Consider the following 25,433-nt stretch of genomic DNA (forward strand, 5'->3'; position numbering starts at 1 on the left):
GGTTGTCGAAGTCGGGCCAGCTGATAGCCCATCCGCTTGGCCGGGCACGTGTGATCAACGAGGCGCGACTGCGAGAGCATTCGGCAGCGGGTCCTGTCAGGGCCAGTTGCTGCGCTCCGTGGGCCGGGGCCCACCCTATACGCCTGTCGGTGTGCCAGAGGCCGCCCTGTCGACCTACTTCATGATTCTGCGCAGCGGCTTCGGCGGCTCAAGCGTGGCGACGAAGCCCTCGGGCTCGGCCTGTTCGTTCATCTGCAGCACCACCACCGGCAGCTTCTCGAAGCTCGCGCGCAGTTCCTGCGGCAGGGACAGCGGTGCGCCCAGTGCGGTGGCCACGATGTCGTCGGTGACGGGGTCGGTGGTGCGGCGGCGCTCGACGCCGGTGAAGCGCCAGCGGTTGAACTCTGCCCACAGCAGCAGCACGAGCACGCCGCTGCCGGCAAGGATGGGAAGCAACAGGCCGGGCATGCCCTCGCCGGTCAGCAGCGGCGCGGTCAGTTCAAGCCAGGCGTAGCGCAGGCCCAGCGCCCAGGCCACGGTGGTCAGCAGCGGTGCGATCAGCCAGAAGTACGCGGCCCAGGCCGCACCCGTGAGCAGGTGCGAGAGCGTGCGCTCGCGCCAGCCGACCTTCTCGGGCACCACGATCAAGGGGCCGCTGGGCTTGGCCTGGTGGGCCGAGGCCGCGATCTGCGCGGCGGGGTTCAGGGGCTGCATTTGCGAACTCATTGCACGCCTCGATCGGGGCTGACCCAGGTGGCGCGCTTGGGCTTGCCGCGAAACAGGGTCTTGGGCACCGCTACCACCGTCGTGAACAGGCTCAGCAGCCAGTAGGCGATCGGGTACCAGACCATCCAGAAGTAGTTGCGGCCGACGCCGGCCTCGTAGCGGCGGTCGATGATCATCGACACCGCGAACTGGCTCATGCAGATCAGCGCCAGCACCATGCCGTGCCAGCGCGGCAGGATGCTGTCGACGTACAGCGCCGGCGGCATCGGGAACACCAGGCCCAGCGCCCACAGGATCAGGATGCCGAGCATCACGTAGGCCCAGATCACGCTGAAGAAGTACTCGGCGAGCACGCCCCACATGCGCCGTTTCTTCCAGCTGAGCAGGTTGCCGGCGTGCTTCATCAGCACCTCGACGCCGCCCTGGGCCCAGCGCAGACGCTGCTTCCACAGCCCTTTGTAGGTTTCCGGCATCAGGATCCAGCACAGTGCGTTCGGCTCGTAACGGATGTCCCAGTGATCCAGCTGCAGGCGCCAGCTGATGTCGATGTCCTCGGTGATCATGGTTTCGTTCCAGAAACCGATGCGCTCCAGCGCCGTCTTGCGGAAACCGGCGATCACGCCCGAGAGGGTGAAGATGCGGCCGTAGACGCGCTGGGCGCGCTTGATCATGCCGATGATCGAGCTGAACTCGCCCACCTGCAGGCGCCCCAGCAGGGTGCTGCGGTTGCGGATGCGCGGGTTGCCGGTGACCGCGCCGACACGCGGACCCGAGGCCAGGTGCCAGACCATCCAGCGGGTCGCCCAGGGATCGAGCATGGCGTCGCCGTCGACGCAGATCAGGTACTCGCCGCGTGCGGCCAGCGTGCCCATGCGCAGGGCGTTGGCCTTGCCGAGGTTGCGGCTCAGATGGATCACGCGCAGACGCGGGAAGCGCGCGGTCAGGCGGTTCAGATGTTCCGCGGTGTCGTCGGTCGAGCCGTCGTTGATCGCGATGATCTCGAAGTCCGGATAGATCTGCGCGGCGAGCGCGGAGATCGTGTCCTCGCAGTTCGGGCCCTCGTTGTGGCAGGGCACCAGCAGGGTCGCGAAGGGGTACTCCTTCATCTCCGGCGGCTGGTGGCGCGGCGGCTCGTGGCGCTCGCGGCGCAGGAAGTAGTACAGCCCGCCGCACATCCAGACCACCGACATGGTGGCCGGATAGTAGAAAGCGAAGCCGAAGAACAGGCTCAGGAATTCGGGGTTCTGCAGCCAGCTCATGGCCTGCTCCCCTCGGCATCGCGCAGGTAGGGGAAGCGGCGCGCGCTCGCCGCCGCGCGGGCGGCGCGCAGGCTGGGCTGGCCGCCAATGAAGTCGTCCGGGTAGTAGGCGAGGTGGCGCACGCCGCGGGCGCGCAGCTGCCGCGCCTGGTCGATCAGCTCGGCCTCGCCGATCGCCTGATCCGCAGTCCAGTCGCGGGCCTGCAGCACGAACACGGTGCGCTCGAAGCCGGGGTCAGCGGCTTCGACGGCCGCTGCCAGATCGAGCAGCCAGGCGCGCGCGTCGGCGGCGCCTTCCATGCGCGGCATCGCCATCAGCGCAACGCGGTCGTAAGCGCCCAGCATCGAGGCGTGATCCTGGGCGAACCAGGCGCGGCTCGCGGGCTCAAGCAGCGGTCGCGCGTACAGGTTGCGGGCGGTTTCGAGACGCGGGCGCTCGGCCTCGGCGGCGGCTTCCAGGCCAAGGCTGAAGTCGATCAGCGCCCTCACCCGCTGGGTATCGTCGGGCAGCGCCTCGCGCAACTCGTCCTCGCGCAGGAAGGCGTCGTCGTGGAACAGCAGGCCGTCGATCGGCGCGCGCGCGGCGAGATCGGCGTAGAGCTCGCCGACGTACTGCAGCGCGCGCGGATCGGTCGGGTCGAGGCGCGGGATCTCGCCGGCATTCGAGGCCGCGATGCGGCGCGGCGCGTCGGCGCCTTCGGGCCAGCGCCAGCCCAGCACCGGCATCCACGCATGCACGGCCACGCCGGTCTTGCGACGCAGCAGCTCGGCGACGCGAGGAAACAGCTCGGCGCGCACCGGCAGATGACGGTTGCCGAAATACAGCGCATCGGCGGCGCCGTCGCCGTCGGGGTCGGCAAAGGCCTGCAGCCAGACGTGGCTGGGCGCGATCGCGTCGACGCGCGCGACCAGCGCGTCGAGATTGCGTTCGAGCTGGGCCGGGTCGGCGTCGTAGACGTAGTCCAGATCGACCTGCGCGGCGCGGAAGGCGCGCGGGCGGCGCGGCGCGAGCTCGGCGACGAAGTCGGCGAGGCTGGCCTCGCTGGCAACATCGAGGCGACCCAGCACCGGCAGGGCATCGACCTGTGCCCGCGGATGCGAGAGGTCGAAGCCGAGCGTCAGTCCCAAGGCTTCCGCCCGGCGCATGCCCTGCGGTGACCAGGCGCCCTGCGGCCAGGCGATGGCGCGCGGGGCGCTGCCCAGCTGCGCCTGCAGCGCGTCGATGCTGGCCTTGAGCTCGGCCTCGATACGCGCTGCGTACGCGTCCGTGGATTCCAGCGCACTGCCGTCGAAGCGGCGCCAGGCGCGCGCGGGCAGGGGCGCTGTGTCCTCAGCCTGCGGCCAGCGCGTGTCCAGTGCGTGACCGGCGCTGATGAATTCGATCGAGCCTTCCTCGGCGATGCGCGTCAGCGCGGCCCAGTCGAGACGATCGCTGTCGATGCCGATGCGGGACGTCGGCACCGCGGCCACGGCCGGCCAGCCGAAGGCGCGCAGCAGCGGCCAGACCTCGGTTTCCAGCGAGCGATGCGCGCCGTCGAAGCTGAGCAGCAGGGCGCGCTCAGGCAGGGGCGCACTGCCGCTGCGGGCGTCCAGCACCTGTTGCAGGCTGACCGGCCGATAGCCCTGATGGGCCAGCCAGTCCAGGCGCGCGGTCAGCTGCTCGCGCGACAGGCGCTCGTAGCCCGCATGGCGGGACTCGGCGACCACGTCGGCAAAGCGCAGCACCAGCAGCTCGGCGCCCGCCGGCGCCGACAGCATCAGCAGCAGAACGATCAGGAGCAGGCGGCTCATTCGCCACCCCCGATGCGCAGCACCAGCGCCCAGCGCTCCTCGCGGCGGCCGTCATAGACCGGTCGGCTCCAGCGCAGGCCCAGGCTGGCCTCGTGGCCGATGCGCCACTGCCAGCGCGGCATCACTTCGATGGCTGGTGTCCAGTGGCTGCCGTAGCCGTCCTGCCAGCCGCGGCTGACATCGACATCGATGCGCAGGCGCCAGGCCTCGCTGTACTCGCGGGTCAGCACGCGGTCGAGGGTGAGGCCGGCGTCGGCGCTGGCGTCGCGGCGCGGATTGAAGTACGGCGCGTCCTCGCGGCTGGCGCGGCCGGCACCGAGGCCCAGGCGCGTGTACCACTCGCCGCGCGGCTGCGCGCGCAGCTGCTGGCGGTGCGAGAGATACGCGCTGCTTCGCACATTGCCGTCCTCGTAGCGCAGCTGCTCCAGGCTCAAGCCGCTGCGGCTGCGCTCGTCGGGGCTACGGGACAGGCCGAGCTGGATGCCGTCGGCGCGGATGCCGGCGGCGCGCGCCTGCAGCGAGGCGAAGGGCGCGTGCCGCCACAGCGCGACCGAGCTGCGCCAGATATCGCTGTGGCGATAGCGCAGCCAGCCCCCCATGGTGGTCTCGCGTACGAAGTCGTCAAACGTGCGGCCGGCTTCCAGGCCGAATCCGAGCCGATCCTGCTGGCGGCTCAGGGTCAGTGCTGCGCGTTCGCGCTCGATGCGCTGTCCTTGGAAATCCGCCCAGTGCACCCCGGCCAGCGCGCCGATCCGCCAGGCGTCGTCCAGCAACGGGCCCTGCCAGTGCGCCAGCGCGCGGAACTCGGCGTTGCCGCCCGGGCCCAGCGGCCCGCCGCTGTTTTGGTCTACCAGGGTCGACCGCGCGCGCAGGGCCTCGATGTTCCACTGCGCGCCCTGTCGGCGCTGCCAGCGCTGCTGCACGCCCTGGGCCTGGCGATGTTCGCCGTGCGTGGCGATGAAGGCATCGAGCTTGGCGCGCGCCTCGCGTACGCGATGCAGATCCAGCAGGGCCTCGATTTCGGCGGCGCGCGGCAGCACCCAGTCGGGCGATTCGGTGATCGCCATGCGCGCGCTGAGCAGCGCCTGCTCGGCCCAGCCGCGACGGCGCTCGATGCCGGCGCGGGCTTCCAGCAGGCCGGCATCGAGTGGGGAGAGATCGCTGAGTTCGGCGATCCGCGCATGTGCGGCATGGATCTGTTCGCGGAAGTTCTCGATCAGCATGCTGTCGAGATCGACGCTGGCGTGCGCCCAGTTCGCTCGGCCTTCTCGATCGAAGGGCGGCTGCGCCTTGCGCCAGTCGGCGAGCAGGGTTCGCGCCTCGTCGTGCTTCTCCTGCTCCAGCAAGGCATAGGCCAGCAGCACATGGGCGGTGGGTTGGGCCGGCTCATCGGCCAGCACGGCTTCCAGCAGGGCCTGCGCGCGCGCGGGATCGCGCTGGGCCATCAGGGAATCGGCGACCGGCAGGCGCAGCCAGCCGGGCAGGGCGATGTCCTGCTCTTCGCGTCGCTCGAACTGGGCGATCACCTCGGCGTGGCGGCCGAGCAGCTGCAGCACCAGCAGGCGGTCATTGCGCAGGCGCTGCAGGGCGCCGGCATCCGCTGCAGCCAGCCCCGACTCCAGTGCGCCGTACTCTGCAAGCAGCGCCAGCAGCAGCGCCTCACGCCGCTGCGGGTCGGCCTCGAGCTGTGCCCAGTTCAGGCGGCGCGCGCGTGCGTCCAGCTCGAAGCCCAGGGCTTCGGCAGGGCTGAACAGCGCGGGATGCGCGCGGTACTGGCGCCAGGCTTCGAGCGCCGCGCCCTGCAGCTGCAGCGTGAGCGCGCGCTCGCGCAAGGCTTCCGCGTGCTCCGGCTGCGCGCGCAGGACCTCGGCGTACGCGACCAGCGCTCGCGGCAAGGCGCCGCGTCTGCGCGCTTCAGTCGCATTTTCCAATTGTTCAGTAACATTCGTTTGCGAGTGACGCTGGGTGTCAATCTCCGCCGCCTTCGCGGTCAGGCATGCACCGACAACTCCCAAGGCAAGCAGCAACCTCGCCTTGGGATGGAACCTGGGGGGTGACATCGCTTGCACGTAGCTCCAGAAAGGCAGGCCAGCGCGCGGCCGAACAGCTGCGCGCGGTTTCGGCCCTTCAAGCAGATTGCGTGCCAATCGTGACGAGAGTCACGCGAGTAGCGCGATCAGCGCGCTTTGAAACCCTGCAGGCCCCGGATCGGCAAAGCGAGTCCGGGCGCCACCGCGCCAATGAAAACATTTGCAACGCAGATTCAACTTGAGCTTTTCCACGCAAGTTGCTGATCAGTCGCGCCTGGGCATGGATGGACTTGCCGGATGCCTCGCGTTTCCACTCTTCGAGGCCGCACGCAAGCGGCATGCTGCAGGAGTGTGGGCGGCATCAAGTTCGGCGCGTGGGGTAGCCTTCACGCGCTGCGCTCGATCTGCGGGGAACACGGATCCGGAGCCGCAACAGGGGTGATTCGCAACTCATCAAGGGGTAATACGCATGAAGCGACTTCTCGCTGCGACTGCTTGCGCGGTCGTCATGTTCGCCGGTTCTGCCGGCAATGCGCTGGCTCAGACCGGCGCTCGGCAGGCCGCGTCGGCCGGACAGCTGGCAAGTGGCGGCAAGCCGGAATGGAGTATCGGTTTGAACCAGAGGCTGGGCGGCGGCACCGTGGTGTTGAGCGAGGACTTCGCCGACATCACCACGCTCACGGCGGCGGGCTGGGTGCAGAACAACCTGTCCGTACCGGTGGGCACGACCGGTTGGTTCCAGGGCAACAGTGCCGTGTTTCCCTCGCAGGCAGGTGCCCCGACGGCCTATATCGGAGCCAACTTCAACAACACCGCGGGTGTGGGAACGATCGACAACTGGCTGATCACGCCGGTGCTGCCGCTGGCGACGCTGGAGTCCTTCAGCTTCTTTGCGCGCTCGCCCGACGGCTCCACGTTCCCCGACCGCATCCAGGTGCGGATGAACGTGACCAACACCGGCAGTAATCCGGCGGACTTCACGGTGCAGCTCGCCGATCTGAATCCGGTATCGACCTCGGGCTGGGCGCAAACCACGATCACCAGCTTCCCCGGCGCACCGGCGCAGGGGCGTCTTGCCTTCCGCTACTTCGTCGCAAATGCCGGCCCGGATGGCAGCAATTCGGACTTCATCGGCATCGACTCGGTCGTTGCTGTCGAAGGCGGCCAGACGCTGGCGCTGGGGACGGTGAGCGCCGTCGATGCGTGCGCGTCCCTGCCGGGCAACGTGAACGGCATCATCGAACCCGGTGAGCAGATCACCCTGAGCCTGCCGCTGCAGGCCTCGGGCGGCGCCTTCACTGGCGTGGGTGGCGTGCTGAGCAGCAGCAGCCCCGGCGTCACCATCGTCAACGGCATCGGCAGCTACGGCAATATCGCTGCCGGCGCCAGCGCCAGTGCCAGCTACACGGTGCGCGTGGCCGAGTCGGTCGCCTGCAGCAGCACGCTGAACTTCTCGCTGGCCGTCACCAGCACCGAGGGCAATTTCAGCTTCCCGGTGACGCGTCCGGTGGGTCAGGCCGCTGCCATCGCCTATGCGGGCGTGCCGGGCGCGATCCCCGACAACAACGCCACCGGCATCAGCAGCACGGCGACGGTCAGCGGCGTTCCCGGTCCCATCAGCAGCGTGCGTGTGCGCGTGAACGCGGCCCACACCTGGGTGGGGGATGTGGCCATCCGGCTGACCAGCCCGGGCGGAACGACCCTGACCCTGCTGGACCGCCCCGGCGTCCCGGCGTCCGGAGCGGGCTGCAGCAACAACAACATCAATGTCCTGTTCGAAGACGGTGCTCCCGATCCTGAATCCGCTTGCGACGCGGCGGGCTCCGCCGCGGCGTGGCCTGTCGCCACCGCTGGGCCAGTTCAGGCCTTCTCCAGCCTCGCCGGCCAGAACGCCAACGGCGTATGGACCCTGACCGTCACAGATTCGGCGGCTCTTGATACCGGAACGCTCAACAGCTGGGAGCTGATCCTTGATCCGGCGCCGGTGGGGACCTGCACGGTGTGCCCGAGCCCGCCGGCCTTTGCGCTCAGCGCGAGCTCGCTGAATCTGGGTCAGGTCACCCTGGGTGGCAACTCGGCGCCGCAGTTCATCACGGTCACCAACAGTGGAGCCGGCCCGGGCACGCTGGACAGCATCAACTTCAGCGGTCCCTTCGTGCGTGCTGGTGGCACCTGCGGTGCGCTCCCGTTTGCGCTGGCTGCGGGGGCTTCGTGCACGATCGGCGTGAGCATGAGTGGCGCCGCCGCGGGTAGCCAGAGCGGCAGCATGACCGTGTCCGCCTCGGGTCAGACGCTGACGGCCTCGCTGACCGGCGTCGTCGCCTCGCCGCGGGCTGCCATCGTGCCGGTCGACAGCCCTTGGGCGCTGGGCCTGCTGCTGGCGGCGCTGAGCCTCTTCGGTGGCCTCGCATTGCTGCGTCGCCCGCATTGACCAACTGGCAGCAGGCGGACCCTTCGCTGAAGGGTCCGGCCTGACCGGCTCGTGATGCGCCCTGAACGCCCGCCTCTCTCACCGGAGGCGGGCGTTTCACTTTCGGTGAATGCCCTTCGCGCGTGCCCGGCAGGGCTTTGTGGCCCGGGCTTCCACGCGGCGTCGTGGTCATCGGGAAGCGCCGCGCCGGGCAGGTGGCTTGTCTGGTCTGTCGCGAGGCGCCAGTGCAGGAAACAAGTCGACAATGCGTACGTTCGCTGCCTGAGGCGCGTAGCATCGCCCCCCCTGCCCAAGCCCAGATCCAGGCCCGTGATCAACAACGACACCCTGCGCGCCGTCCGCTACATGCTCGACCTGAGTGACCCCAAGGTGGTCGAGATCATCCAGCGGGTCCGCGCCGACTTTCCGATCGACAAGACCGAAGTGCAGGCGCTCACCAAGAAGGAGGGCGAGCCCGGCTTCCGCGAATGCGGCGACAGCACGCTGGCGCACTTCCTCGATGGTCTGATCGTGCATCTGCGCGGCCGCGACGAAAGCAAGCCGCCACGGCCGGTCGAGAAGCACATGAACAACAACGTCGTGCTGAAGAAGCTGCGCGTCGCCTTCGAGCTGAAGGATGTCGACATGCACGCGATCTTCGAGTCGGTCGGAATCGAACTTGGCAAGCCCGAGCTCAACGCCCTGTTCCGCGATCGCAGCCACAAGAACTATCGCGTCTGCGGCGATCAGCTGCTGCGCAATTTCCTGCGCGGCCTGACCCAGCGGGTGCGGCCCGAAGGCGAAGGCGGCTGAGCGGCCGCTGCTGCGCGTCTGTCGAGGGCGGGTGGCGCGCGAGTGCGTGTGCGCGCGGAAAGTCGCACCTCTCGCGACTCAATCCATGCGCATCAGGCCCGGCGCATCGGCCTCGCGACTGCGGGTGAGCAGGCGGCAGCCGGTGTCGTGCTCGTAGCCCTCGATCAGCGGATTCAGCGTCAGCAGCTGACGCAGATAGGCCTCGTCCTCGCGCAGGGCGTTTTCCTCGCGCCCTGCGGCCGTCAGGATGCGCTCGCGCTGGCGCCTGTCGATGCGGATCTGCGGGCAGTGCGTCGCCGCCACGTCAAGCGTAGCCAGCACTTCGGCCGCACGCGTAACTGCGGTGCTGCCCTGCAGTTCTGGCGCGGGCGCCGAGACCTCGCGCGTCTGCCCCGCATCGAGGCGCGCACAGCCGCCGAGCAGGCCGAATAGAAGCAGACAGCAGGCGGTTCCGATGTGGGGGTGGCGGCGATGCATGTGGCGTCCATCGGCTAGGCAGGGGGCACGGCGGGAGCACCCGCCGCGCCCCTGCATCATCGCAAATCCCGCGCCGGTATCCGCCCTTGCTGTGCCGCCGTAGCGGGCAACGCTGCAAGGGCCGGCGCCTTGTTCAGGAGGCACCGCGTTCCACGGATGCGGCCTGTGCGCTTGCGCTTGCAGGGCTGCCCAGCCTGAAGCGGAAGCTCTGACGAACGGTCAGGGCGACAGGGTGGCCTTCGCGTTCGGCCGGCGCGAATTGCCAGCCGGCCATGGCGCGCAGCGCGCTGTCGCGCATCGACTGCGAGTTGGACCAGCGAACCCGGGGCTTGGACACGCTGCCATCCGTCAGCACCTCGAACTCCAGCACCACATGGCCCTGCGTGCGTCGCCACAGATCGGCAGTCGGGTACTGCGGCTCGGTGCCCGAAAGCAAGCGCGGAGCGGTGTCGCAGTCCTCGCTGGCGCAGATGTCGCGCTGCGCCAGCTCAGCGTTGAAGGCTGCGACGAAGCTGTTGCTTCCGGCCTCGCTTGCGCGAGAGCAACACAGGCCCAGCGCGAAAGCTGACAGGAAAATGGCGGTACGCACAGGAATGCCGGTCATGAACATGGTGTCGATCTCCTTGGATGCCTGAAGGCCGCGCGGGCGCGCGGTGCCGGTGAACCCGGCGGAGGCTGCTACGCAGCTGCATCCGAAAAGGGGTTGGAGGCGATGCGGCCGACGCGCGGCGAAGGTGAGCTTGTCCACACCGCCTGTGGAAAACCCTGTGCGCAGCCCTGTGGGCGCGCTGCGCAGCCCCTTTGCCGGCAGTCACTTGCCGAACGCTGGGCAGGAAGTAGCCAGCGCCGCCGGGTACTGCCAGTTGCGAAGTCCGGCTACTTGCGAAGGTAGTAGATCGACTGGCTGTAGAGCCGCGAGAGCTGTGTGGCGTCCAGCCAAGCGAAGCTTGGGCCCAGCGAGGCGCTGAAGGCCTCGATCGAGGGCAGAGCCAAGTCGTCCCGCTGATCACGCAGCAGGTCGAGCAACGCCTCCCTGCCTGCGCCAATCGTCTGCCGCGCGAGCACGTCCAGCGCATCGCGCTGGCTGGCGTCGAGATTGGGATGAGCGGCGGCCAGCCGGCCCTGGATCGGCTGCAGCCACTCCGGACCCCACGCCATGGCAAGCGCCAGGGCCTGGTTGCGCAGCGCCGTGTCAGCCCAGTCAAGGCGGTCGACAGCGCTGTGGGGCGGCGGCTCAGGCATACAGCTCGGCGAAGCCCTCGGCATCCACCGCCGACAGTCCGCGCGCCTCGAACTCCGCCCACATGCGCCGCCAGCGCGCGCTGTCGCGCACCAGGGGGGCGACCAGGCGCGGGCAGGTGTCGCGCAGGATCGCGTCCATCAGCGGCTCGGGCGTGCTGCCGCTGTAGGCGTACCAGCTGCGCGCGGCGAACGCCGGGTCGTCGATGCAGGCCTTCGCGCCGCGGCTGATGATCCCGCGCAGGCGCTCCAGCAGATCGGCGTGCTCACGCAGGAAGCCGGCGTGGGTGAACAGCTCCAGCGCGCTGAAGTTGGGGAAATCGCCCATTGCAGCGGTGACGAACTCATGGTCGAGGCCGGCGGCGCGTGCCTCCACGCCCTCGAAGTTGGCGAAGCACAGCCAGGCGCCGTCAAAGCCGGCCTGCAGGTTCTCAAGGTGCATGAAGCCGGCGCTCTCGATGGCGATACTTGCCGGGTCGAGGCTCACGCCCTGCTTCGCGGCCCAGCCCTTCAGGATCTCGCGGGCGATCGTGTCGGTGATGCCGCCGGCCACTGGCGATGCAAGACGGATGGGCTCACCGGCCAACAGCCTTCGCGCGCTCGAGGCATGCAGCAGGATGCCGCCCTCGGTCTCGAAGAAGCAGCCCAAGGCGCGCAGGCCGGGCCGGCGCGCATCGATCATGTGCAGGGGCTCGTTGCAGGCCAGCGCGACCTCGCCGGCAGCGACTGCGGCGAGGCCGTCGTAATGGTCGTCCGGCTGCAGCAGCTCGACCTCAAGGCCAGCCTCGCGATACCAGCCCTCGGTGATGCCGGCGATCAAAGGCAGATGGTCGGGGTTCAAGAACCATTCGAGGGCGAGCCGCAGCTTCATGCACGGATCCGGAGCGGTGACAGGGGGGCGATGATCGCCGATCCGCGCTGCCTGTCCAAACGCGTCGCGCGACATCGAGCCCCAGAAGCCCGTCGGCGAACTCTGGTGCAGCTCGTCGGGTTCAGCCGGTTGCCAGCTCCACGCGATTGCGTCCGCTGCGCTTGGCGCGGTAAAGCGCCTCGTCGGCGGCATTGAACAGCTGCTCCAAGGTCTGGTCGGGCCGAAGGGTGGCGACGCCAAAACTCGCGGTGACCGTGAGGTCGCACTCGAAGGGCTCGGCTTCGATCAGGCCACGCAGCTTCTCGGCGAGGCCGGCTGCCTGCCGCAGATCGCTGCCGCGGCAGAGCAGCACGAACTCCTCGCCGCCCCATCGAGCCAGCCGGTCGCTGTCGCGGATGCGTTCCTGCACGCGTTGGGCGAGCGCGCTCAGCACGCGGTCGCCTGCATTGTGGCCGCGCATGTCGTTGATGCGTTTGAAGTGGTCGATATCCAGCAGGATCAAGGAAAGCGGCCCTTGGCGATCCGAAAGCGCCTCTCGGATGCCTTGCTCCAGGCCGTTCCGGTTCAGTGCGCCCGTGAGCGGATCCGTCTGCGCCTTGGTCTCCAACTGGCGCCCGCGGGCATCCAGCAGGGCGTTGATCTGCAGCAGTTCCTCCTCTCGCCGCCTGCGCAGCCTGAGCTCGCGCTTGAGGCCCAGCAGGCGATGCACAATCCAGCCGACGATCAGGCTCAGCCATCCCAGCACGAGGCCGAGATACAGCTGCTCCGTGGAGACGCGCTGGCCCTCCAGTTCGATCGCCTGCAGTTGGAAGCGGTGCTCGCCCAGTGCCGGCACGGTGCCGGTCTGCAATTCGATGCTCACCACGTTGTCGAATTGCGGATGGCCCAGCTGAGGGGCTATGCCATAGGCGCTCATCCACCAGTTGGCGACGTAGAAGTCGCGCATGTCCACATCCAGCCGCGCTTCGCCGGCGCTGAACTCGACCTGGTTGAACTTGGTCGACAGCGGATCCTCGCTTCGGCTGTAACGGGGATCGAAGTTGCGCAGGAACAGACGCAAGGTGCGAGCCGGCCCTTCGTATCGAAGGTGCATGCGCAGACGGTCGTAGCGGCTCAGGTCGAGTCCGCCCGTTCGATCGCGACCGAGCAGGATCTCGAAGCCGCAGAAGGGGTAGGCCGTAACGCTACGCAGCTCGCAGCGCCAGCTGAAGTCGGGGGATGACAGCGGCTCGACCACGCTGTCGCCGCCGATCTCGGCATCATCGCGGACGGCTGTCACATAGCCGCCGCCGGGCTGGATCAGCAGTCGCGTGCGCAGCAGGCTGGGGCCCGCCGCGAGCAGGGCAAGCGACAGCAGCACCAGCAGGATAAGCAGCGACTCGATCTTCAACAGCAGCTTCATGGCCTCCTCGCGGGCGAGGCGTACCCGGTCGGGCCCCCGCGGGAAACTGCCGTGCAAACGGCATGCCGCAAACCGGTGTGGCCCCCACTCTTGTGGCGAAGGACTACGCTTGCAGGGGGGCAGCTGTTCAGTCGGCGCGCGCGGTTTCTTCGCCAACCCGGCACCGACTCAAGTCGGGTCGCCCCCGGCATACGCCAGCAACCGACTCTGCAGGCTGCCGCAATGCAGCTCCAGCAGGTTGTCGTCGTAGTCATGGAAGTACAGCGAGACGCCTTCGCCCTCGATGCGCGGGCGCGGCGCCTGCACTTCGGCGCCCAGTGCGCGCAGCCGTGACTCGAAGGCCGGCAGTTCGTCGGCGCCGACTTCGAAGGCAGCGTGGCGGTAGCTGCGCGAGCCGGGCTCGCCCTGCATCAGCGCGATCCACACGCCGCCCAGCAGAAAGTACTTCTCCGGCGAGCGCGAGTGGAACTGATCACCGCTGTCGTAGACCTGCTCGGCACCCAGACCCTCGACCCACAGCCGCGCGCTGCGTTCGAGATCGCGCACGACGAAGGTGAGGTGGCTGAGGCCGGTGATGGGCATGGCGCTAGCCCAGCAGCTCGCGCAGCCGATAGAGCGCGGCATGGGCTTCGCGTGGGCTCAGGCTGTCCGGATCGATCTCGCCCAGCGCGGCCTTCAGCGCTTCTGCCGCCTCATCGGAGACCGGCCCGGCGGACGACACCGGCGGCGCATCGAACAGCGACAGCTGCGGCTGCGGCGTGGTGCTGCCGCCGCGTTCGAGTTCGGCGAGGAACCTGCGCGCCTGCGCCACCACCGGCTTCGGCAAGCCTGCGAGTGCAGCGACCTGCAAGCCGAAACTGCGGTTGGCCGGGCCGTCCTTGACCGTGTGCATGAAGTACAGGCGTTCACCGTGCTCGACCGCATCAAGGTGCACGTTGGCGATGCCGGGCACTTCGCTGGGCAGGCTGGTCAGCTCGAAGTAGTGGGTCGCGAACAGCGTGTAGGCACGGTTGTTCTTCGCCAGCGCGATGGCGCAGGCGCGGGCGAGTGCGAGGCCGTCGAAGGTCGAGGTGCCGCGGCCGATCTCGTCCATCAGCACCAGGCTGTGGGATGTTGCGCTGTGCAGGATGCTGGCGGTCTCGGTCATCTCGACCATGAAGGTCGACTGGCCCTTGGCGAGGTCGTCGCCGGCGCCGATGCGGGTGAGGATGCGATCGATCGGTCCCAGCCGCGCGGCCTCCGCCGGAACGAAACTGCCGATATGGGCGAGCAGCACGATCAGCGCGGCCTGGCGCATGTAGGTGGACTTGCCGCCCATGTTGGGGCCGGTGATCACCAGCATGCGCCGATCCGGATGCAGGGCCAGATCGTTGGGCTCGAACGGCGACTCCAGCACCGACTCGACCACCGGATGGCGGCCGCGGGTGATCGTGATGCCCGGCTCGTCGACCAGCTCCGGCCGGTTCCAGTCGAGCGCGCGGGCGCGATCGGCGAAGCCGCAGAGCACATCGATCTCGCAGACCGCTTCGGCGAAGCGCTTCAGCGGCGCCAGCTCGGCGTTCAGCGAGTCCAGCAGCTCCTCCCACAGCGCGCGCTCGCGCTGCAGCGCGCGTTCGCGGGCGCTCAATACCTGGTCCTCGAAGGCCTTCAGTTCCTCGGTGATGTAGCGCTCGGCATTGCTCAGCGTCTGCCGGCGCGTGTAGTGCGTCGGCGCGCGCTCGGCCTGGGCCTTGCTGATCTCGATGTAGTAGCCGTGCACGCGGTTGTAGCCGACCTTGAGCGTGGCGATGCCGCTGGCCTCGCGCTCGCGGGCTTCCAGATCGAGCAGGAACTGGTCGGCATTCGTGCTGAGCTGGCGCAGGCGGTCGAGCTCGGCGTCGAAGCCATCGCAGAGCACGCCGCCGTCGCGCATCAGCACCGGCGGCTGCGGCAGGATCGCGCGCACCAGCAAGTCGGTCACGGCGCCGTGCTCGCCGAGTTCGGCGGCCAGCGCATTGAGCCGCGGCGCATCCAGCGGCGCCAGCAGGTCGCGCAGGGCAGGGGCCGCGCGCAGGGCGTCGCGCAGGGTCGACAGATCGCGCGGGCGCGCGGATCTCAGCGCGATGCGGGTGAGGATGCGCTCGACGTCGCCGAAGCCGCGCAGGGCCTCGCGCAGCGGCTCATGCGCGCCAGTGTCGATCAGCAGGCCGACCGCGTCGTGGCGTGCGCGCAGAATGCCGTGGTCGCGCAGCGGCCGATGCAGCCAGCGCCGCAGCAGGCGCCCACCCATCGGCGTGCAGGTCGAATCGAGCACGCCCAGCAGGGTGTGCTGCATCCGCCCTTCGGCGTGCTGGTCGAGCTCGAGATGCCGACGCGTGGCCGCGTTCATCGCGATGGTCTCGTCCGAGGATTCCGCTGCAAGGCTCTGCAGATGCGGCAGGCTCTGCTTCTGGGTTTCCTCGACATAGCCGAGCAGGGCGCCGGCGGCGGCGACGGCGGCGTGCATCGTCTGCACGCCGAAGCCTTCCAGATCCCTGGTGCCGAAGAAGCGGCACAGCGCGCGCTGTGCGGATTCGCCGTCGAACAGCCAGGGCGCGCGCCGGCGCGCGCCGGTGCGTGCGTTCAACGCCTCCGGCCAGCCGTCCTCGTCGGGGATCAAGAGTTCGGCCGGTTCCAGCCGCGCGATCTCACTGAGCAGGGCCTCTTCATCGGCGACTTCGGTGACCCTGAAGCGGCCGCCGGCGAGATCGGCCCAGGCCAGGCCGATGGCCTTGCGGCCGCGCGCCACCGCCATCAACAGGGTGTCGCGGCGCTCCTGCAGCAGGGCTTCATCGGTGACCGTGCCCGGCGTGACGATGCGCACCACCTTGCGTTCGACGAGGCCCTTGGCGAGTGCCGGATCACCGATCTGCTCGCAGATCGCCACCGATTCGCCGAGCGCCACCAGTCGCGCCAGATAGCCCTCGTAGGCGTGCACCGGCACGCCGGCCATCGGGATCGGTGCGCCGCCCGAGCTGCCGCGCTGGGTCAGCGTGATGTCGAGCAGGCGCGCGGCCTCGCGGGCGTCGTCGTAGAACAGCTCGTAGAAGTCGCCCATGCGGAAGAACAGCAGCACGTCCGGGTGCTCTGCCTTGGCAGCGAAGAACTGGCGCATCAGCGGGGTGTGCTGGGAGAGATCGACGTTCGACATCCGGAACCGGCGGGGCGCTGCGGGCCGCGAAGTCTAGCAAGGCGAGCGCGAGCCCCCCGCCGCGCAGCCAGGAGGTCGGCGCCTCGTCGGGGGGCAGCGCAACCGGCCACGTACCCAGCCCGCGGAGTCCGGACGCCCCCGGGAAGAAGTCGTTCGAACCTCCCTTAAGGGATTCGTCTTCGTTCTCCGCTTCCACATGCGACCACGTCCGCAAGCCGCGGTCGTGGCTGTCCCCTTCAGGAGGTTGTGCCGTGAAGCTCACTGCCCCCGCGGCCGGCGCGTGCGTGCCGTCGCTCATGTCCGTGTCCCGGCAACGCGCCGCGCGCGTCGGGCGGCGTCGGTTCCGCGCGGTCGTCATCGCCACCGCATTGCTCGCCACGATTCCGCCTGCGCCCGCATCCACGCCCGAGACCGGCGGCTACGTGATCGAGCGCCATGCCATCCACTCCGGCGGCACCTCGCGCGCCAGCGGCGGGGACTACGAGCTTTCCGGCACGGCCGGCCAGCCCGCCCCTGGGCCGTCCAGCGGCGGCGGCTACACGCTGGACGCCGGCTTCATCTGGCCCCTGCGCGATGTGCCCGGCGACGGGGTGTTTCGCGACGGCTTCGAAGGACCATGACGATGCGCCGCGTCTTCACCTTCGCGCTGCTCGTCGCTGCGTTCCATGTCGCGGCCCAAGCCCAGACGCCGCACTTCACCTACCAGGGCCAGCTGAGCCAGAACGGCCAACCGGTGAACGGCGCGCGCGATCTCTCGTTCCAGCTGGTCAGCGCCGCCAGCGGAGGGGTCTGGCTCGGCTCGCCGATCAACGCCCCAGCGTGGCCGGTGATCGATGGCCTGTTTACCATCGAGCTCAGGTTTTCCAACGCGCCTCGTCCGTCCCCCTGTGGATCGAAGTGCGCGTCGACGGCATACCCGTGCTGCCGCGGCAGCAGATCGTCGCGGCTCCCATCGCACAGTCCGCGCAGTGGGGCCTTGAAGGGCCGCCGGGCGAGCAAGGCCCCCAGGGCGGCTTCGGCCCGCCCGGTGAGCCCGGCCTGTTGCCCAACCGGAGCTGCGCGTCGAACCAGGTCATCGGCACCTTGTCCAACTTCTCGGCCGGCTGTCGCGACCGCGGCATCAGCGATTGGCGGCGCATGAGCACGGACTTCATGGTCGGCAACCTCGCCGTCGAGCAGCGCAGGGTGGCATGTCAGCCCGGCGAGGTCGTCCTCGGCGGGGGCATCGAACAACTGCAGCGCGGTAGCGACTTCGGTTTCGAGGTCCGCGTCATCGAGTCCTTCCCGACCTTCGTCGACGGGCTGTGGGCCTGGCAGCTCGCGGTCTACAACACCGGGACGCCCGCGTCCCTGCGTGGCTTCGCCACCTGCGCGCAACCGTGATCGGCGCGCGCCAAGGAACTTCGCCCATGAACCCGTGGTTGTTGCGCTTGCTGTTGTGCTGTACCGCCGTGGTTGTCCAGGATGCCTGGGCCCAGCCCCCCTTCAGATACCAGGGTGAATTGCGCTTGGACGAGGCTCCGGTGAACGGAACACGAAGCCTCGAGTTCGCCCTGTTTGATCGTGCCTCCGGAGGTGCACAGATCGGTGCGACCTTCCATGCGCCGGACTGGCCCATCGTGGACGGCCTTCTGGCCATCGACCTCAGCTTTCCCGACGCCCTGCAGGGACAGCAGCGCTGGCTGGAGGTGCGGGTTGACGGAACGGCCCTGCGGCCCCGGCAAGCCGTCCTCGGCGCGCCATTCGCCGCTCGTGCCCTGAGTGGAAATCGCGGTCCGGTGGGCCCGCGTGGGCCGACGGGGCCGCAGGGGCCACGCGGGCCCAGCGCCCAGGTGCAGGCGACTGACTGCGGTGCGGGGAACGCGGTGCGGGCGGTGGGCAACTACGGGAATGTCATCTGCGTGACCGATCTCCTCAACAACTGGCGTCGGGTGAGCACGGATTTCGAACTGGACAATCTGCGCGCCATCACAGCCCGGGTGACCTGTCGAGCGGACGAGGTGGTGCTGGGCGGCGGCATCGAGCAGCTGCAGCGCGACTCATCGGGCCGCCCGGCAAACCGGGAGCTGCAGATCCTTGAGTCGCTGCCAACCTTTCTCGACGGTCACTGGCGCTGGCAGGTCTCGATACTCAATCGCGGTCCTTACGCGCAACTGCGGCTGTTCGCGACGTGCTCGCGCATCTGAGACACCCACCTTGAGAGGAACCGCCATGCGCAATCTCACCTTCGCGATCTTCCTGCTCATGACCTGCATGGCTGCACGAGCGCAGGTGACGCAGACAGCGGCCTTCACCTACCAGGGGCAGCTGCGGCAGGCGGGCGCGCCCGTGGATGGGGCTCGTGACCTTGAGTTCGCGTTGTTCGATAGCGCCAGCGGTGGCAGCCAGATCGGAGCGACGGTGGATGCCCCGTCATGGCCCATTGTCGGCGGACTTTTCACCATCGACCTCAGCTTTCCCGGGGCCTTCTCCGGGCCGCAGCGTTGGCTGGAGGTGCGCGTCGACGGCGCACCGATGCTGCCGCGGCAGCCCATCACGCCGGTGCCGTTCGCGCAGTTCGCCCTGTCCGGCACGACCGGACCCGCAGGGCCCGAGGGGCCGGTCGGAGAGCCAGGGTTCCCGGGGTCGGTTCCAGCAGCGGGCTGCGCGCCAGGCGATGCGCTCCGCTCGATCAGCGAAGGTGGATTCCTTTTCTCCTGCCATACCGCCGGTCTGCACGACTGGACTCGGCCCAGCGCCGAGGTGTCCGTGCCTGGTGGCGCGGTCCGAACGCAGATCGTGCGCTGCCCCGATGGCGCCATCGTGATCTCGGGTGGCGTAGAGAGCCTCGAACGTTCCAGCGTTGGTACGCCAGGCCAGACGACGCTGCGCATCTCCGAGTCCTTCCCCACCTTCGACGGGGGCCGCTGGGGCTGGCAAGTCGCCCTCTACAACACCGGCGGGGTCGTGATGCCGCTGCGCGCGTTCGCGGTCTGCGCCGGCAACTGAGGCCCCGAGGGCGGGCAGCGGACGCGTCCTGTTCCGCGGCGATCGCCTACCAGGTCGTCGCCTCGAAGCCGTTGCGGAAGATCCGCTCCTCGCGCGGCGCGCGGCAGCGCTCCGCCTGGGCGCCATCGACGATCAGGTTGAAGGCAACGTTCGGCGGAAAGGTCGGCGTGCCGCTGCCCTCGGCGACGATGAACCAGCGGCCCGGCGCCCCGGCACCGCTGGCCGCGCGGTACTCCAGGCTGTAGCGCTGCGGATTGTTGACCGTCAGTCCGTCGAGCGGATCGTCGACGCGGCCGACCACCGGTGCCGCGCAGGCGTTGTCGTCCAGCAGCGGATGCTCGATGCGCAGCTCGCGCACGCTCTGGCCGCCGGGGCTCAGCTGCAGCGCATTCGGCGACAGCAGCGGCGCCACCATCAGATTGAAGCTGAGGTTGGCGGGCATGGCGCTGCCGTCCTCGTTGCGCAGCTGCCAGCGGCCGCCGCCTGCGCTGGTCCAGGCCAGCCCGATCGGCACATCGTGGTAGGCGCCTTCCCAGCGCTGCAGGGCGATCGCGATCGCAAAGCTGAGGCCGTTGAGGGAGGCGTGGTCGATGCGCGAGAGCGCGCCGCTGCTGTTGGCGGCGCTGGTCAGGTGGGCGAATCCGGTCTTGCTGGCGACCGGGGCGATCACGTGGAAGCGCTGGCCCGGATTCATGGTGCTGTTGATGTCCTGGTGGAAGATCGACCAGCCGCTCGCGCTCTGCGGGTTGCGATAGACGCCGAGGTGCTGGCCGCTGGCGGGCGTGGCTGGCAGCGTGCGCTGCGCGCTGACGGCAAGCCGATCCGCCTCAAGAAGCTGGATGGGAAAGGGCTGCACGTAGGCTTCGTTGAAGAACACGGTCTGCGCGGTGGTCGTGATCACCGCGGCGCCTTCGCCATTGGCCTCGAAGGCGCCGATGTCGACCACGCCCAAGGCGCTGCGACGCTCGCCGTCGGCGTCGAAGCCGAGGCCGGAGGCGTCGGCCGCGCTACCGGCATTGATCGCCGGTGAGCTCGCACGCAGGCGCGGATACTCCATCGACTCGACCTGCGGGTCGACGTTGAGGGTGCCGGGGCCGGGCGTCCAGCTGTCGCCGCCCGTGGCGAACAGCAGGTTGTTGGCATTGGTGGTGTTGGCGGCCTCCAGCAGCACGCCGCTCGCGCTCTGCCAGGCGATCAGGTTGTTGGCCGCGCGCAGGCTGGCGGGCTGCGTGCTGCCCAAGCCTCCGGCGGCGAGGCCGCGCTGCCCCTGCAGCAGGCTGTTGTTGACGATGACGCCGGTGCCGCCGGGCACGTTCATGACCAGGGCGAAGCTCTCCCCGCTGCCGCCGACGATCAGATTGCTCTCGGCGCGCAGGGTGCTGCCGGCGCCGCGGGTATGCAGGTACAGCGCAGTCTCCTCGCGTGGGCCGAACACGCGGTTGGCGCTGGCGCGCGCGCTGCTGCCCCCGACCAGATTGAAGGCGGTGATGCCGAAGCCGCTGCGCCCGCTGCCCGGCAGCACGCGGTTGCGGAAGAAGTTCACGTTCAGCGCGCCGCTGAAGTTCTGGGTCACGCAGATGCCGCCGAAGGCATCGCCGGCGCGCGCGCCGCCGCGCGCGACCACGCTGTCGCCGATGTTGATCTGGCGCGCCGCACTACCGCCGACGCTGACCTGCAGCCCACACGCGCCGGATAGCTGATCGGCAGCGCCCAGTTCCAGCACGCGCAGGCGCTGCAGGTCGATCAGGCTGCCGTCCACGGTGCTGAGGTCGTTCACCTCCACGCCGCCGCGACGGAAGCTGAGATCGGACAGGCGCACGGTATGGCTGCCGGCGCCGAGGTTCACCCGCAGGCTGCGCTCGGGCGCGAACACCGCGTCGATGCCGGGGGCGGCGCGCAGGTTCAGCGAGCGGGTGATCTCGATGTCCTCGTTGATCGGCGTGTAGCGGTCCGGGTTGTTCTGCTCGTCGCCGACGATGCGGATGGAGTCGCCGGCGCCGGCGTTGTCGATGCAGGCCTGCAGGCTGCCGGCGCAGGGCCCGCCGAAGACCGTGTCGGGCCACTGCCAATCGGCGGCCTGACTGGTCAGGGGAAGGGCACAGAGCAGGGCGAGCAGCGGCGCCAGGGCATGCGGCAGGGCAGGGCAGGGTCGTTTCATGGCGGGCTCCGGGGGGTGTCCTGGATGCCCATGCGTAGCGCGGCGGCGAATCCGTGCATCCACCCCTGCCGGGCGCCGGCGGCTGGCCCTATGGCAAGGCTGCAGAATTCAGCGTTGTCGCGCGCCATGGAGGGCGCGCCCGCGGATCGAGCGCGTAAGCGCCTGATGCAGCGCAAGCGAGTCCGAACCCGTGCCGGACGCGCGATCACTGATCCAGGCCAGGATGGACTTGACCAGTGTTGCCCTATAGTTCCGCCCCGGACACTGTCGCGGCCGGACCCCATGCCCCCATCGCCCGCTTTCGAGAGGCTTGCTGCGTCGGCTGCGCTCCGCCTGCGGGGGGCTTGCCCATGAGCGAGGGAATGGCCGAAGCCGAGGCGCTGTCGCGCGAGCTGGGCGAAAGCCTGAGCGCGGGCCTGACCGGCCTGCTGGCGCGGCTTGACACGGCCCAGCCGGGCGCGCTGGATCAGCTCATCGCCGCCGCCCAGAACGACCTTCGCCGGATTGCCCGGCGCGAGCGGCTGTCGATGGGAGCCGGCGAAACCCTGTCGACCACGGCGCTGGTCAATGAGGCCTATCTCAAGCTCGCCGGCGCGCGCCTGCCCGAGAATGTCGATCGCCGCCTGTTCTTCGGCATCGCCGCGCGCTGCATGCGCCAGGTGCTGGTCGATCATTTCCGCGCGGCGCGCGCCGACAAGCGCGGCGGCGGCGCCTTGGCGCTGTCCCTGTCCGCGGCCGAAGATCTGCCGGCCGAGGGCGTGCTCGATCTGGTCGAGCTCGATGCCGCGCTGGCCGCGCTGGAGAAGGTCAGCGCACGGGCCGCCGAAGTGGTGCAGCTGCGCTATTTCGCCGGGCTGACCGATCGCGAGATCGCCGAGCTGCTGCAGGTCAATGAGGTCACGGTCCGCCGCGACTGGCTGAAGGCGCGCGGCTGGCTGTTCGGCTTTCTTGGCGGCGCGCCGGCATGAGCGCCGGCGCCAGTGGCCCCGTCGGCGTGGATGCCGCGCGCTGGGCCGCGCTGTCCGAGCGCCTCGACGCGCTGCTCGATCTGCCGGTCGACGCGCGCGAGTCGCTGCTGGTCGATCTCGCGGCCGACGAAGCCGAAGCCCTGCGAGGCTGGCTGCGCGCGATCGAGCAGTCGGCGGGCCTGCTGGAGCGCGAGCCAGAGGCGGCAGCCCCGGATCGGGTCGGGCCCTGGCGATTGATCGCGCCAGTCGGGCGCGGCGGCATGGGCGAGGTCTGGCGCGGCGAGCGCGCCGACGGCGCCTTCCAGCGCGAAGTCGCGATCAAGTTCCTGCGCCTGGACCGCCCGCAGGCGGCGCGCAGCATCGCCCGCGAGCGCGCCCTGCTGGCGCGGCTGCGACATCCCGGCATCGCCCAGCTTCTGGACGGCGGCATGAGCGCCGACGGCCGGCCCTGGCTGGTCACCGAATGGGTCGAGGGGCGCGCCTTCGACGCCTGGCTGCGTGAGGTGAATCCGACCCTGCGACAGCGCGTGGATCTCGTGCTGGCGCTGGCGCGGGCAGTGGCCTACGCCCACGGCCAGCGCGTGCTGCATCGGGATCTGAAGCCCGCCAATGTGCGCGTCGAGGCGGACGGCAGCCCGCGCCTGCTCGACTTCGGCATCGGCGAGCTCCTCGAAGCCGAGCCCGGCAGCACCCGCGAGGCCGCGCTGACGCCGGAGTTCGCCGCACCCGAGCAGCTGCGCGGCGAGCCCGCGGATGTGCGCAGCGATGTGCATGCGCTGGGCACGCTGCTGTGGTTCGCGCTGTGCGAGCGGCCGCCGCACGGCAGCGATGCACGCGCCTTGGCCGAGCTGGTCGAGCGGGTCTGCCAGCGCGATGCGGAGCCGCCGAGCCGGCATGCGCGCATCAACGGTGTCGATGCCGATCTCGATGCGATCGCGCTGAGGGCGTTGGCGCGCGCGCCGCAGCAGCGCTACGCCAGCGCCGACGCGCTGGCGCTGGATCTGGAACGCTGGCTGGCAGGCGACAGCGTCGACGCGCGCCTGCCCGGACGCGCCGAGCGCCTGCTTCGGGCGGTTAGGCGACACCCGCTGGAGTCCGTACTCGCGCTTGCCCTGCTGCTCGCCCTTGGCGGTGGTTTCCTAGTCGCGCGCGAAGAGGCCCGCCGCGCCGACAGCGCGCGCCTGCAGGCGGAGCAGGACCGCGATGCCGCACTCGCCGAGGCCGACCGCGGCGAGCGCCTGGTCGACACCTTTGCCGGCCTGTTCGCCGAGGCCGGCGCCGAGCAGGCGCTGACCGCCAACGCCTGGCTGGATCGCGCCCGCGATGCCGCGCTGCGGCTGGTCGAGAGCGATGCGGCTGCGGGTCAGGCCCTGCTGGTGCGTCTGGCTGCGGTCGAGCAGGACCGCGGCGAGCATGCGCGCGCGCTGGCCCTGCTGGAGCGGGTTGCCAGCCGGTCGAACGATCTCGATCCCGAACTGCGTGCCCGCGCCGCCTGTCGCCGCGGCAGCGCGCTGGCCATGTTGGGCCGCGAGGCCGAGGCGATCGTCGTCTACGACGCTGCCATCCAAGAGGCCGACGCCTTGCAGGGCAGCGCCCGGCTGGTCCGCGTCGACTGCCTGCAGGGGCGCGCCAATCTCGCGCTGTTCCGCGGCGAGGCGCGCGCGGAGGAGCTTGCGCTGGGCGCGCAGGCGCTGGCCGAACTCGATGCACTGAGCGCCACGGGCGATCTGCGCTGGCGCCGCGCCAGCCTGCTGTACACGCTGGCCGCTCTGCTCGATCTCTCCGGCCGCGACGCCGAAGCGGCGCAGCGCTACGGCGAAGTCATGGCGCTCGATGAAGCCCTTGGCAATACCGAGAGTACCGACCACGCCACCCTGATCGCCTCGCGCGCCGGCGCCCTGCAGCGCGCCGGCGACTGGGCCGCCGCCGACGCCGACTACACGCGCGCCATCGCCTTGCATGCGCGGCTGGCGCCCGAGCATCCCAACCTAGGCTCACACCGCGCCAATCTCGCCGGGCTCAAGGCCCTGCGTGGCGACGCCGAAGGCGCGGCCGCGCAGGCCGAGGCGGCGCTGGCGATGCCCCACCTGCACGCAGTGGCGCGCGCCAATGCGCTGTACGCGCTGGGGCAGGCGCAGGCCTTGGCGGGTGAACACGGCACTGCCCTCGCCACGCTCGACGCCGCCGCGCAGGCCTACGGCGAAGCCGGCCAGCCGGCACGGGCGCTGCGTCCACGTATCAAACAGGTGCGCGTCCACGTGCTGGCCCAGCAGTGGGCGGCCGCGCAGGCGCTGTACGACGCGCTCGATGCCGAAACACGAGAGGCCCGGCCCGCCCAGCGCGCCGAGCTGCTGCGCGAGGGCGTGGCCCTGCAGCGCGCACGCGGCGACCTCGATGCGGCGCGCGCTCTCGCCGAGGCTCTGGACGCCCTCGTCGTGGCGACGCCGTCGGGCCATCCGCTCCGGCAACTCGTCGCACTGGAACAGCTGCAGCTGCGCGCCGACGCCCGCGAGCCGGTGGCCGCGGAGATCGAGGGTCTGCAGGTGGAGCTGTCGAAGCAGCTGGCGCCGACGCATCCGGCCTTGAAGGCGCGGCCCTGAGGTCGCAATAGAAGTGGCTCGCGCTGCGCTCGGCGAGCGTGGATTGAGGTCAGCGCGGGCCGGGTCTCAGCCGGTTTCCATCGCCTGCGCCGCACGCTGCCGGATCACCCCCAGCAGTGCCGCCAGCCCGTTGCTGCGGGTCGGCGACAGGTGCTTGGCCAAGCCGATGTCGGCGACGTAGGTCGGCTCGGTAGCGGCGATCTCGGCGGCGCTGCGGCCGGAGTAGACGCGCAGGGCCAGGTAGATCAGGCCGGAAACAATCGTCGAGTCGCTGGTGGCGTGGAAGACGAGCTTGTCGGCATCGCCCTCGGACACCACCCAGACCATCGACTGGCAGGCCGTGAGCCGGTTGGCCTCGGTCTTCCATTCCTCCGGAAAGGCCGGCAGCTTCTTGCCGAGGTCGATCAGGTACTGGTAGCGCTCGGACCAGTCGCCGAAGAAGGCGAACTCTGCGGCGATCTCGGACTGCGCTTCGGCGGCGCTGGGCTCCAGCGGGAAGGGGCTGTCGCGGGTGATGGCAGTCATCGGATCGC

General features: G+C 69.9%; 21 protein-coding genes. 8 read left to right on the forward strand and 13 right to left on the reverse strand.

Going from position 1 to position 25,433, the window contains the following annotated elements; all coding sequences use genetic code 11:
* Window positions 1–174 precede the first annotated feature (174 nt).
* Genes pgaD through Q0654_RS20715 form a run of 4 tightly spaced genes read right to left on the reverse strand, consistent with a single transcriptional unit; the run spans window position 175 to window position 5,670 of the window.
* On the reverse strand, window positions 175–726 hold the full coding sequence (gene pgaD, locus Q0654_RS20700) for a poly-beta-1,6-N-acetyl-D-glucosamine biosynthesis protein PgaD (RefSeq protein WP_298856946.1): 552 nt from the start codon (window positions 724–726) through the stop codon (window positions 175–177).
* Window positions 723–1,985, reverse strand: a complete 1,263-nt coding sequence (gene pgaC, locus Q0654_RS20705; protein ID WP_298856948.1) for a poly-beta-1,6-N-acetyl-D-glucosamine synthase — start codon at window positions 1,983–1,985, stop codon at window positions 723–725. Before pgaC ends, pgaD begins: the two co-directional genes overlap by 4 nt.
* Complete coding sequence (pgaB, locus tag Q0654_RS20710; RefSeq protein WP_298856950.1) at window positions 1,982–3,775, reverse strand: poly-beta-1,6-N-acetyl-D-glucosamine N-deacetylase PgaB; 1,794 nt, start codon at window positions 3,773–3,775, stop codon at window positions 1,982–1,984. The genes pgaC and pgaB overlap by 4 nt, the downstream gene beginning before the upstream one ends.
* Window positions 3,772–5,670: a tetratricopeptide repeat protein gene (locus Q0654_RS20715; protein WP_298856952.1), complete on the reverse strand. Its 1,899-nt coding sequence runs from the start codon at window positions 5,668–5,670 to the stop codon at window positions 3,772–3,774. The genes pgaB and Q0654_RS20715 overlap by 4 nt, the downstream gene beginning before the upstream one ends.
* A gap of 604 nt (window positions 5,671–6,274) precedes the next feature.
* On the opposite strand from Q0654_RS20715, the gene Q0654_RS20720 reads away from it, so the two are divergent.
* Window positions 6,275–8,236 (forward strand): choice-of-anchor J domain-containing protein, encoded by a 1,962-nt coding sequence (locus Q0654_RS20720; RefSeq protein WP_298856954.1) that lies wholly within the window; start codon window positions 6,275–6,277, stop codon window positions 8,234–8,236.
* A gap of 309 nt (window positions 8,237–8,545) precedes the next feature.
* Window positions 8,546–9,028 carry a DUF1456 family protein gene (locus Q0654_RS20725; protein WP_298856956.1) on the forward strand — a complete coding sequence of 161 codons (483 nt, stop codon included), beginning with the start codon at window positions 8,546–8,548 and terminating at the stop codon, window positions 9,026–9,028.
* 78 nt (window positions 9,029–9,106) lie between these two features.
* Here the strand turns inward: Q0654_RS20725 and Q0654_RS20730 are convergent, their stop codons facing one another.
* The 7 genes from Q0654_RS20730 to mutS form a co-directional block, all read right to left on the reverse strand.
* Window positions 9,107–9,505 (reverse strand): hypothetical protein, encoded by a 399-nt coding sequence (locus Q0654_RS20730; protein ID WP_298856958.1) that lies wholly within the window; start codon window positions 9,503–9,505, stop codon window positions 9,107–9,109.
* Between the two features lie 133 nt (window positions 9,506–9,638).
* Window positions 9,639–10,115, reverse strand: coding sequence for an energy transducer TonB (locus Q0654_RS20735; protein ID WP_298856960.1), 477 nt, complete (start codon window positions 10,113–10,115; stop codon window positions 9,639–9,641).
* Between the two features lie 266 nt (window positions 10,116–10,381).
* Window positions 10,382–10,663, reverse strand: a complete 282-nt coding sequence (locus tag Q0654_RS20740) for a hypothetical protein (RefSeq protein ID WP_298856962.1) — start codon at window positions 10,661–10,663, stop codon at window positions 10,382–10,384.
* Between the two features lie 76 nt (window positions 10,664–10,739).
* Window positions 10,740–11,615, reverse strand: coding sequence for an ABC transporter substrate-binding protein (locus Q0654_RS20745; protein ID WP_298856964.1), 876 nt, complete (start codon window positions 11,613–11,615; stop codon window positions 10,740–10,742).
* A 121-nt stretch (window positions 11,616–11,736) separates the two neighbouring features.
* Window positions 11,737–13,017: a GGDEF domain-containing protein gene (locus tag Q0654_RS20750; protein ID WP_298856966.1), complete on the reverse strand. Its 1,281-nt coding sequence runs from the start codon at window positions 13,015–13,017 to the stop codon at window positions 11,737–11,739.
* 168 nt (window positions 13,018–13,185) lie between these two features.
* Entirely contained in the window at window positions 13,186–13,599 is a 414-nt protein-coding gene (locus Q0654_RS20755) for a VOC family protein (protein WP_298856967.1), read from the reverse strand.
* A 4-nt stretch (window positions 13,600–13,603) separates the two neighbouring features.
* Window positions 13,604–16,186: a DNA mismatch repair protein MutS gene (gene mutS / locus Q0654_RS20760; RefSeq protein ID WP_298856970.1), complete on the reverse strand. Its 2,583-nt coding sequence runs from the start codon at window positions 16,184–16,186 to the stop codon at window positions 13,604–13,606.
* 251 nt (window positions 16,187–16,437) lie between these two features.
* On the opposite strand from mutS, the gene Q0654_RS20765 reads away from it, so the two are divergent.
* From Q0654_RS20765 to Q0654_RS20780, 4 genes are all read left to right on the forward strand, one after another.
* Window positions 16,438–16,806, forward strand: a complete 369-nt coding sequence (locus Q0654_RS20765) for a hypothetical protein (RefSeq protein ID WP_298856972.1) — start codon at window positions 16,438–16,440, stop codon at window positions 16,804–16,806.
* A gap of 277 nt (window positions 16,807–17,083) precedes the next feature.
* The gene (locus Q0654_RS20770; protein ID WP_298856974.1) at window positions 17,084–17,569 is read left to right on the forward strand and encodes a hypothetical protein; all 486 of its coding nucleotides are present in this window, start codon (window positions 17,084–17,086) and stop codon (window positions 17,567–17,569) included.
* Window positions 17,570–17,595: 26 nt separating this feature from the next.
* Window positions 17,596–18,372, forward strand: coding sequence for a hypothetical protein (locus Q0654_RS20775; RefSeq protein WP_298856978.1), 777 nt, complete (start codon window positions 17,596–17,598; stop codon window positions 18,370–18,372).
* A 25-nt stretch (window positions 18,373–18,397) separates the two neighbouring features.
* Window positions 18,398–19,174, forward strand: coding sequence for a hypothetical protein (locus Q0654_RS20780; RefSeq protein ID WP_298856980.1), 777 nt, complete (start codon window positions 18,398–18,400; stop codon window positions 19,172–19,174).
* A gap of 46 nt (window positions 19,175–19,220) precedes the next feature.
* Here the strand turns inward: Q0654_RS20780 and Q0654_RS20785 are convergent, their stop codons facing one another.
* A complete protein-coding gene (locus Q0654_RS20785) occupies window positions 19,221–21,332 on the reverse strand; it encodes a choice-of-anchor Q domain-containing protein (RefSeq protein WP_298856982.1) in 2,112 nt (703 codons plus the stop codon).
* A gap of 350 nt (window positions 21,333–21,682) precedes the next feature.
* On the opposite strand from Q0654_RS20785, the gene Q0654_RS20790 reads away from it, so the two are divergent.
* Both Q0654_RS20790 and Q0654_RS20795 read left to right on the forward strand, forming a co-directional pair.
* Window positions 21,683–22,300 carry an ECF-type sigma factor gene (locus Q0654_RS20790; protein ID WP_298856983.1) on the forward strand — a complete coding sequence of 206 codons (618 nt, stop codon included), beginning with the start codon at window positions 21,683–21,685 and terminating at the stop codon, window positions 22,298–22,300.
* Complete coding sequence (locus Q0654_RS20795; RefSeq protein WP_298856985.1) at window positions 22,297–24,900, forward strand: protein kinase; 2,604 nt, start codon at window positions 22,297–22,299, stop codon at window positions 24,898–24,900. Before Q0654_RS20790 ends, Q0654_RS20795 begins: the two co-directional genes overlap by 4 nt.
* A 66-nt stretch (window positions 24,901–24,966) precedes the next feature.
* Here Q0654_RS20795 and Q0654_RS20800 read toward each other — a convergent pair whose 3' ends face one another.
* Window positions 24,967–25,425 carry a SufE family protein gene (locus Q0654_RS20800; protein ID WP_298856987.1) on the reverse strand — a complete coding sequence of 153 codons (459 nt, stop codon included), beginning with the start codon at window positions 25,423–25,425 and terminating at the stop codon, window positions 24,967–24,969.
* Window positions 25,426–25,433: the final 8 nt, after the last annotated feature.

It is taken from the genome of uncultured Aquimonas sp. (assembly GCF_937888285.1).
Classification (GTDB): Bacteria; Pseudomonadota; Gammaproteobacteria; order Xanthomonadales; family Xanthomonadaceae; genus Aquimonas.

What these genes read in the sequence shown, in the direction of transcription:
- pgaD (WP_298856946.1), bottom strand. Translation starts at nt 726, where the DNA reads ATGAGTTCGCAAATGCAGCCCCTGAACCCCGCCGCGCAGATCGCGGCC.
- pgaC (WP_298856948.1), bottom strand. Translation starts at nt 1,985, where the DNA reads ATGAGCTGGCTGCAGAACCCCGAATTCCTGAGCCTGTTCTTCGGCTTC.
- pgaB (WP_298856950.1), bottom strand. Translation starts at nt 3,775, where the DNA reads ATGAGCCGCCTGCTCCTGATCGTTCTGCTGCTGATGCTGTCGGCGCCG.
- Q0654_RS20720 (WP_298856954.1), top strand. Translation starts at nt 6,275, where the DNA reads ATGAAGCGACTTCTCGCTGCGACTGCTTGCGCGGTCGTCATGTTCGCC.
- Q0654_RS20730 (WP_298856958.1), bottom strand. Translation starts at nt 9,505, where the DNA reads ATGCATCGCCGCCACCCCCACATCGGAACCGCCTGCTGTCTGCTTCTA.
- Q0654_RS20735 (WP_298856960.1), bottom strand. Translation starts at nt 10,115, where the DNA reads ATGTTCATGACCGGCATTCCTGTGCGTACCGCCATTTTCCTGTCAGCT.
- Q0654_RS20740 (WP_298856962.1), bottom strand. Translation starts at nt 10,663, where the DNA reads ATGGCGTGGGGTCCGGAGTGGCTGCAGCCGATCCAGGGCCGGCTGGCC.
- Q0654_RS20745 (WP_298856964.1), bottom strand. Translation starts at nt 11,615, where the DNA reads ATGAAGCTGCGGCTCGCCCTCGAATGGTTCTTGAACCCCGACCATCTG.
- Q0654_RS20750 (WP_298856966.1), bottom strand. Translation starts at nt 13,017, where the DNA reads ATGAAGCTGCTGTTGAAGATCGAGTCGCTGCTTATCCTGCTGGTGCTG.
- Q0654_RS20755 (WP_298856967.1), bottom strand. Translation starts at nt 13,599, where the DNA reads ATGCCCATCACCGGCCTCAGCCACCTCACCTTCGTCGTGCGCGATCTC.
- mutS (WP_298856970.1), bottom strand. Translation starts at nt 16,186, where the DNA reads ATGTCGAACGTCGATCTCTCCCAGCACACCCCGCTGATGCGCCAGTTC.
- Q0654_RS20775 (WP_298856978.1), top strand. Translation starts at nt 17,596, where the DNA reads ATGAACCCGTGGTTGTTGCGCTTGCTGTTGTGCTGTACCGCCGTGGTT.
- Q0654_RS20780 (WP_298856980.1), top strand. Translation starts at nt 18,398, where the DNA reads ATGCGCAATCTCACCTTCGCGATCTTCCTGCTCATGACCTGCATGGCT.
- Q0654_RS20785 (WP_298856982.1), bottom strand. Translation starts at nt 21,332, where the DNA reads ATGAAACGACCCTGCCCTGCCCTGCCGCATGCCCTGGCGCCGCTGCTC.
- Q0654_RS20790 (WP_298856983.1), top strand. Translation starts at nt 21,683, where the DNA reads ATGAGCGAGGGAATGGCCGAAGCCGAGGCGCTGTCGCGCGAGCTGGGC.
- Q0654_RS20795 (WP_298856985.1), top strand. Translation starts at nt 22,297, where the DNA reads ATGAGCGCCGGCGCCAGTGGCCCCGTCGGCGTGGATGCCGCGCGCTGG.
- Q0654_RS20800 (WP_298856987.1), bottom strand. Translation starts at nt 25,425, where the DNA reads ATGACTGCCATCACCCGCGACAGCCCCTTCCCGCTGGAGCCCAGCGCC.